9 protein-coding genes are annotated in these 6,444 nt (G+C 68.9%); 1 reads left to right on the forward strand and 8 read right to left on the reverse strand.

The window, feature by feature from the left end:
- From QK444_RS30550 to QK444_RS30585, 8 genes are all read right to left on the reverse strand, one after another.
- Positions 1–1,056, reverse strand: a 1,056-nt coding sequence (locus QK444_RS30550) for a hypothetical protein (RefSeq protein ID WP_282785569.1), incomplete at its 3' end; no start/stop codon positions are given.
- A gap of 34 nt (positions 1,057–1,090) precedes the next feature.
- Positions 1,091–1,921 carry a hypothetical protein gene (locus tag QK444_RS30555; protein ID WP_282785570.1) on the reverse strand — a complete coding sequence of 277 codons (831 nt, stop codon included), beginning with the start codon at positions 1,919–1,921 and terminating at the stop codon, positions 1,091–1,093.
- Positions 1,918–2,529, reverse strand: coding sequence for a hypothetical protein (locus QK444_RS30560; RefSeq protein ID WP_282785571.1), 612 nt, complete (start codon positions 2,527–2,529; stop codon positions 1,918–1,920). The genes QK444_RS30555 and QK444_RS30560 overlap by 4 nt, the downstream gene beginning before the upstream one ends.
- Before the next feature lie 17 nt (positions 2,530–2,546).
- Complete coding sequence (locus tag QK444_RS30565) at positions 2,547–2,816, reverse strand: hypothetical protein (protein ID WP_029924307.1); 270 nt, start codon at positions 2,814–2,816, stop codon at positions 2,547–2,549.
- A complete protein-coding gene (locus QK444_RS30570; protein WP_029924306.1) occupies positions 2,816–3,106 on the reverse strand; it encodes a hypothetical protein in 291 nt (96 codons plus the stop codon). The genes QK444_RS30565 and QK444_RS30570 overlap by 1 nt, the downstream gene beginning before the upstream one ends.
- Before the next feature lie 182 nt (positions 3,107–3,288).
- Positions 3,289–3,933, reverse strand: coding sequence for a hypothetical protein (locus QK444_RS30575; protein WP_282785572.1), 645 nt, complete (start codon positions 3,931–3,933; stop codon positions 3,289–3,291).
- Positions 3,930–4,799, reverse strand: a complete 870-nt coding sequence (locus QK444_RS30580) for a hypothetical protein (protein ID WP_029924304.1) — start codon at positions 4,797–4,799, stop codon at positions 3,930–3,932. Before QK444_RS30580 ends, QK444_RS30575 begins: the two co-directional genes overlap by 4 nt.
- Positions 4,800–4,813: 14 nt before the next feature.
- A complete protein-coding gene (locus QK444_RS30585) occupies positions 4,814–5,392 on the reverse strand; it encodes a hypothetical protein (RefSeq protein ID WP_282785573.1) in 579 nt (192 codons plus the stop codon).
- 322 nt (positions 5,393–5,714) lie between these two features.
- Between QK444_RS30585 and QK444_RS30590 the strand changes: the two genes are divergently transcribed.
- Positions 5,715–6,444 (forward strand): SDR family NAD(P)-dependent oxidoreductase (locus tag QK444_RS30590; protein ID WP_282785574.1); only part of this gene is annotated, 730 nt, incomplete at its 3' end.

Here is a 6,444-nt window from a genome sequence, read left to right on the forward strand (position 1 = left end):
ACCGCCGCTGCCGACGATGGACACCGCCGGGGTCACCAGGCGCATGAGCACCGGCAGCACGAACGCGGCACTGCACAGCAGCACGATGGCGACCAGCATGCGCTGCGCCTGGTCGGCGTCCGGCAGACCCGCGGTGGTGGTGAGTTCGTCCACGTGCCCGGCGGTGGTGAAGGCGATCATGTAGACGATCGCCGCCACCGGTTTGTAGAGCATGAAGGCGATGATCCACGCGATCAGGCGTGGATACGCCTGTTTTCCGGTATTGGTCCCAGAGGAGGCCGCGGCCAGCGGCAGCACGCCCGCCGCCACCACCAGCAACCCCTGCCGCACGATGGCGAGCACGATCTGCGCCAGCGCGCCGAGCAGGCCGACGATGGCGATGATCAGCACCAGGCCCGGCGAGAACGCTTGCAGCTTGGCGGTTTTCACCATGAGTTCGGCGAGGTTCTGGGCATTGCCGTCGGTGGCGTCGTTGATCACCCACTCGGAGAAGCGATCCGATGCCTGGGTGCCCGCGACGATCACCGCCCCCAGCATCCAGGAGCTGAAGATCACGCGCGCGAACATGCGGAAGGATTCGGCGGCCTCGCTCATGGCCGCCCCGCGTTTGGCTTCCGCGAGTCTGGCCCCGGAGATGATCACCGACACCATGAGCAGGAGTATCTGGGCCTGATAGGTGTAGTCGTTGATCTTCGTGAACAGCGCCCCGGAGTCCGAGACCCGTTCGTTGGGCACCTTCATCCAGAAGGTCAACGCCAGGATCAACGCTTCGCCCAAACCGTTCATGAGCGAGTCCACCACCTTGCCGAAGGTGGAGTCCCACGCCTTGTCCCGGACGGCCGCGGCGGCGTCGCCCGGGTGCGTGGCCACATTGCCGGCCTTGCAGGCCGCCGACGCGGCATCACCGAGGGAGATGCCAGGGATGCCGAGGCCGTCGAGGGAGTCGTGTAATTCGTTGCAGGCCTGGTCGAAACCGTACTGAGCGTGCGATACCGTCGGAGTCGCGACCATGACGGTGAACACGACCGCGAGGATCGTGACGATGCGCCTCAGCATGTGATCCACCTCTCCTGATCTGCTGCCAGGTCATTCACCATTTCGTCCACCCCGCAAGCGAATCCACGTATTCGGTCTGCGAGCCGCGCGCCGTCGCCGGTTTGAGCCGCCAGTCCCCCGCGTCCCACACCATGATCAGGCGTACCGCCGCCCACAGCTGTCTGCCGTCCACCACGGGACCGCGCGCCGCCAGCCGCACGATCGCCATGTCGTCGGCATAGTTCTCCACCTGGAAGGCATCCGGCGCCACCAGGTAGCGGGTCACCTTCTCCGGCTGCTGTTTCGGCAGCCGTTCGTCGGCCAGCGCCTGGTCGTAGGCGGCGACCTGCTGGGCCGACACCCGCACCTGGCGCACGTACAGGGCGCGGTCGGCGGGGCGAGCGTTGAGCCGATAGGTGATCTGCGCCGCCGCCAGCACCGCACCCTGCGGTGTGTGCGAATACCCCACGGCCAGACCGTCTTCCAGGCGGGTCGGGCCGTCGGAGGTGGAGAAGGGCACCGACGCCCCGAATACCCGCTGCCAGCCGCCCGGTCCGGTGGTGCCGCGCGGCGCGGCGGTCAGCCAGTCCGGATCGGAGGGCTCCCGCTGGGCGGAGGCGTCCTGCGTCAGCGGTTGCCCCGCCGGATTGTTCGGCACGTCCACGCGCCGTCCGAAGATGTCGACCTCCGGCTGAGCGAATCCGGTGGCCCCGGTGTCGCCCGCCACGGCCGGGGGTGCGTCGCCCGTCGCCGCGGGCTCGCCGGGGTCGTCGTCGCGGCCCACCCACATGACCACGCCCGCGATCAGGATCAGGGCGAGCAGGGCCGCGGACGCGATGACACCGAACGAGACGCCGCCGCGCTCGGACGGCTCCTTCTCGCTCATTTCGGTGCCTCCACGGTCACTATGTCGGTGGGCAATTCATCGATGGCCTCGACCGTCGGGGCGGTCGAGTCGGGCTCTGGCAGCCGCAGCCGCCAATCGTCTCGGAACCATTCCACGGTGGTGTGGTTCACCGCCCGGGAGCTGTCGGCGTATTCGGTGTAGACATCGACGGTGGATCTGTCCTCGGTGTAGCCGGTGATGCGGAAGCCGAGCAGCCGCGGCGCGTACTCCGGTGCGGCGGGCCCGGCGATGGACAGTTGTGTTCTGGTGACCGCCCAGCCGTCCCGGGCCGGGCCGGGTACCGCCGCGGCGTCGAGCACGGTCGGCCACTGCGTGTCGGTGGCCACCAGCAATCGGATGGTGTGGGTGATCGCCGCGACGGCGGCACCGGCTCGGGATCGTTCGAAACCCGTTGCGGCGCCCCCGGAGTCGCTGCTCGGACCCTGGTCGGTGTGCGGCAGCGACACCCCCTGGTACACCTGCCAGCGCACCCCGGAGGGCGCGGACGGGTCCGCCACCTCGCCGTCGCAGCCGGCGGTGGCCAGCACGGCGACGCCGAGAACGCCGACGGCACGGCGCAGGCGGGCGGGGGCGAGGGTGGGAGCCATCGGAATCCGTTGCGTCCCTACGTTGGCAGCAACGCGAGGGCGATGCCGCTGGCCGAACTCGCCATGATGGCGCCGATCAGACTCATCACCACCCCGTGCGTCGCCTCGTTGGCGGCCATGTCGCCGCGGAACGCGTACCACAGCTTGCCCGCGGACAGGATCATCCACGCCATGCAGAACAGCAGTACGCACCACAGCAGCCAGTCGATCAGCTGCATGATCGGCCGGATCACATCCGCCGGCATCTGCTTGTAGGCCAGCACGGTGACCACCGCGGAGGCGGACATCAGCCGATCGCCGCATTCATGATCGTGCCGGCACTGGTGGCGATGATGCCGCCGATCATGGCGCCAGCCACCATCTTCGGGGATTCCAAACCGCCTCCTGTCCACTTCTCCCACGCGAACTTGCCGCCCGCGTAGGTGATTCCGAGGATTCCGGACAACAGCACGAACCAGGTGAAATACCGAACAAGTTTCAATAGTTTGTCCGACGCGGGCGGGGCCTCCGGGGTCGGATTCCCGACCTGCGCGAGGACGGCACCGTACGCGTCGTGCACGGCGAGGAGCATGCTCATGATCTGTCCTTCTCCACTAGCACATCGTCGATCACACTGTCGCGTACCGTGGCCCGCGCGGCCCCGGCAGCGACCGACCCGATGGTCTTATCCAAATGCGAAGGGACGCTGCGGGTTACAGCATCCCATGACCCCGGTCGGGGCGAAAGATCGAGTGTTCGGCGCATATCGCTCTCCCGGGTCTAGTCGTCGTCGTCCGATTCCGGGTCCGGTTCGGCGAGGGCCTCCCGGACCGCCGCCACGATGCCCGCACCGAGCTCGCGGATATCGAGCGGAACCTCGTGCAGCGGATCGGATTTGCGCTTCCGCTGCTGCGGCAGGGGGTCACCGGGCGACCAGACCGGCAACTGGTCGGCTTCGACCAGCGTCCACTCCTCGTGCCACGGCACCTGCCACACCTGACCGGCCAGCGAACCCACCAGATCGCGGTAGCGCCGGATCTCCGCGGGAATGCGGCCCGGGCGCGCCGCCACGGTCACCAGGCCGAGCACCTCACAGGGACCGGCGAGGTCCGCGAGGTGCTGGCGCAGCAGGTCGTGGGCGCGGCTCAGGCCGGAGATCGTTTCGCGGGCGACGAGTACGACGAACGGTGATTCGCGGTCGAAACCTCCGGGCCAGCGGCGATGCGAATCCGCCGCGGGCGCGAGCACATGCGCGAGCGTGGACGCGCCCGCCCCGCCGTGCACACCCAGCAGCCAGACCAGCGGAGCACGTCCGGCGCCGGGGACCGGTCGGTCCCAGATGGGTGCGCGAAGTGGTTCGGGCGGCGGCACGACACCTGCCGCCATGGCGGGTTGGGATCGGCGTTCCTTCATGGCTGCGGTCATGATGCCACTCCAGCAAGCAGGCGGCGATACGCACGGCGTGTCTCCGGCGCGAGGTCGCTGTGCCGCACCAGTTCACCCCGCGCGAGGTGCGGATCGTAGGGAATCTCACGGATATCCCGCACCCAGCCGGTGAGATGTTCCCGCAAATGATCAGCGACCCGCGAGTCACCATGGGGCAGCTGATGGGAGACGGCCACCACGGTGTCGCCGACGATGCCGTCGCCCTGCCCCTCGCCCTGTCCGCTGAAGTTGTCGTCGAGCCACTCCAGGGTCAGGCGCAGCCGGTTGGCGGCGTCGGCGCGCGCCGGAATGGCGAGCACCAGCGCGATATCGGCGTCCTCGAGCAACGGTCGCAGATGGCGGCTGGCAATGGGATTGCCGCCGTCGTACACCCCGGTGTAGCCGGAGTCGTGGATGCCGCGCGCCACGGTCAGGTAGGTGGCGCGGCGTCGCAGCGGGGCGGCGTCGCGCCAGAGCAGTCCGATACCGGAGGTGGCGCGCGACAGGCATTCCTTCAGCGGCGCGGGTTCACCGTCCCCGCGGCCGTACAGCCACGCCTGCAGACTGATCGGGCTCAGGTGTTCGTCCGCGCCCCGCAGGGCCAGATCGCTTCCGGCCGAGGTGGCGTCCACGGCCGCCGCCTGCGCTCCGGCCGAACTCAACTCCCCGGCCAGCCCGAGTGCGGTGGTGGTGGTTCCGGCCCCGCCGCAGCCGCCGACCACCAGGATCGGGCGCGGGTCGGGTTCGCCGTCGCCGGAGTGTTCGCGCCGCTTGCGCAGGCGTACCACCGGAGCGCGCGCGGGCCGACCCGACGGCTCACCCTCCTCGGGGGTCTCGTCGAGCCAGCGGCTCCAGTCCTGATCCATGTCCGTGCTCCCTCTTATCCCGCCGGGATCACCGGCGTGGTGGTGCGACCGCCGACAACCATGGTGCCCACGGATTGCGCTGTGGCGCCACGGGAATGGAGCACATAGAGCGCAACGCCGCCCGCGAGGGTCAGCAACAGAACGGCTATCAGGACGGCGGCCAGGGCGACGAGGCGGCGACGCCGGAACTTCGCCGACGCGGCAGCGGCTTTCGCGCCACGCGCGGCGGCGGGGTCCGACGCCGCCCGCGATAGCGCCGCGTCGTCCAATTCCCCGTCCCCGCTGTCGCCGCGCCCGCCGTCCAGGTCGGCCGGGAAGGGCAGTAGATCGGCCGGACGTTCGCGTGGCCGGAAGGCCGGAGCGCGATCGGTCACCCAGTCCGACCAGCGCCCGGTGTAGTGGCTGCGCCGGAACAGTGACTCGTCGACGGGGGGTACGACCTCCACATCGTCGTCGCGGATGTAGTGCGGGAATCCGCCCGTTCCGCCGTCGTCGCCGAATACCGGTGCGACGTGCGCGTCCTCAGCGCCGGCCCCGTCCTCGGGGGGCAGTGCCGGATACCAGCGCGACATCTTTTTGTACGACTTCAACATTTCCGCGGAGCGAGGCGCGTCGTGCGGCATCGTCGTACCCTCTCGGCGGTCGGTGAAGCTTCGGTGTGGTCGCGGCGGGGCGCACCGTCCTCGGGCACGGTCCCGACTGGAAATTCTCTCGTATCAGGCGGATTCCCACCTCCCGACGCGCCGGAAATCACCCCCAGAAATTCGACGGATCTCGTGAACCGACCGGTACCATGCTTCACCCTCGGTTTGATACTCACCGGTAACCACCGCCGTGAAAGGGGTTGTGGGGTACCCCCCTTCCACACCAGAAGCCGAGAATCTACATTAACAAGACCTAGTAACAGGAGGTTTTGTGAAGACAGCAGATACCGTCGCGGTGGTGACCGGCGGCGCTTCCGGACTCGGCCTGGCCACCGTGCGTGAGCTGCACGGCGCCGGAGCCTCGGTCGTCATCCTCGATCTTCCGTCGTCCGACGGCAAGGCCGTGGCCGAGGAACTCGGCGAGCGCGCGACCTTCGCACCGGGCGATGTGACCAGCGAAGCGGACGTCACCGCCGCGCTGGATGCCGCCGCCGGACTCGGCACGCTGCGAATCGCGGTGAACTGCGCGGGAATCGGCAATGCCATCCGCACGGTGAGCAAGAAGGGCGCGTTCCCGCTCGACGCCTTCACCAAGGTGGTCAACGTCAACCTGATCGGGTCGTTCAATGTGATCCGCCTGGCGGCCGAGCGCATGGCCGCCACCGAGGAGGCCGAGGGCGAACGGGGCGTCATCGTCAACACCGCCTCGGTGGCCGCCTACGACGGCCAGATCGGTCAAGCCGCCTACTCGGCCTCCAAGGGTGGAATCGTCGGCATGACCCTGCCGATCGCGCGCGACCTGTCGGGCTACAAGATCCGCGTGAACACCATCGCGCCCGGCCTGTTCCGCACGCCGCTGTTCGCGACGCTCTCCGATGAGGCCATCGCCTCGCTGGAGGCACAGGTGCCGCACCCCTCGCGGCTGGGCAACCCCACCGAATTCGCCGCCCTGGTGCGCCACATCGTGGAGAACCCCATGCTCAACGGCGAGACCATTCGCC

The sequence above is a fragment of the Nocardia sp. CC201C genome, from assembly GCF_030010695.1.
Classification (GTDB): domain Bacteria; phylum Actinomycetota; class Actinomycetes; order Mycobacteriales; family Mycobacteriaceae; genus Nocardia; species Nocardia otitidiscaviarum.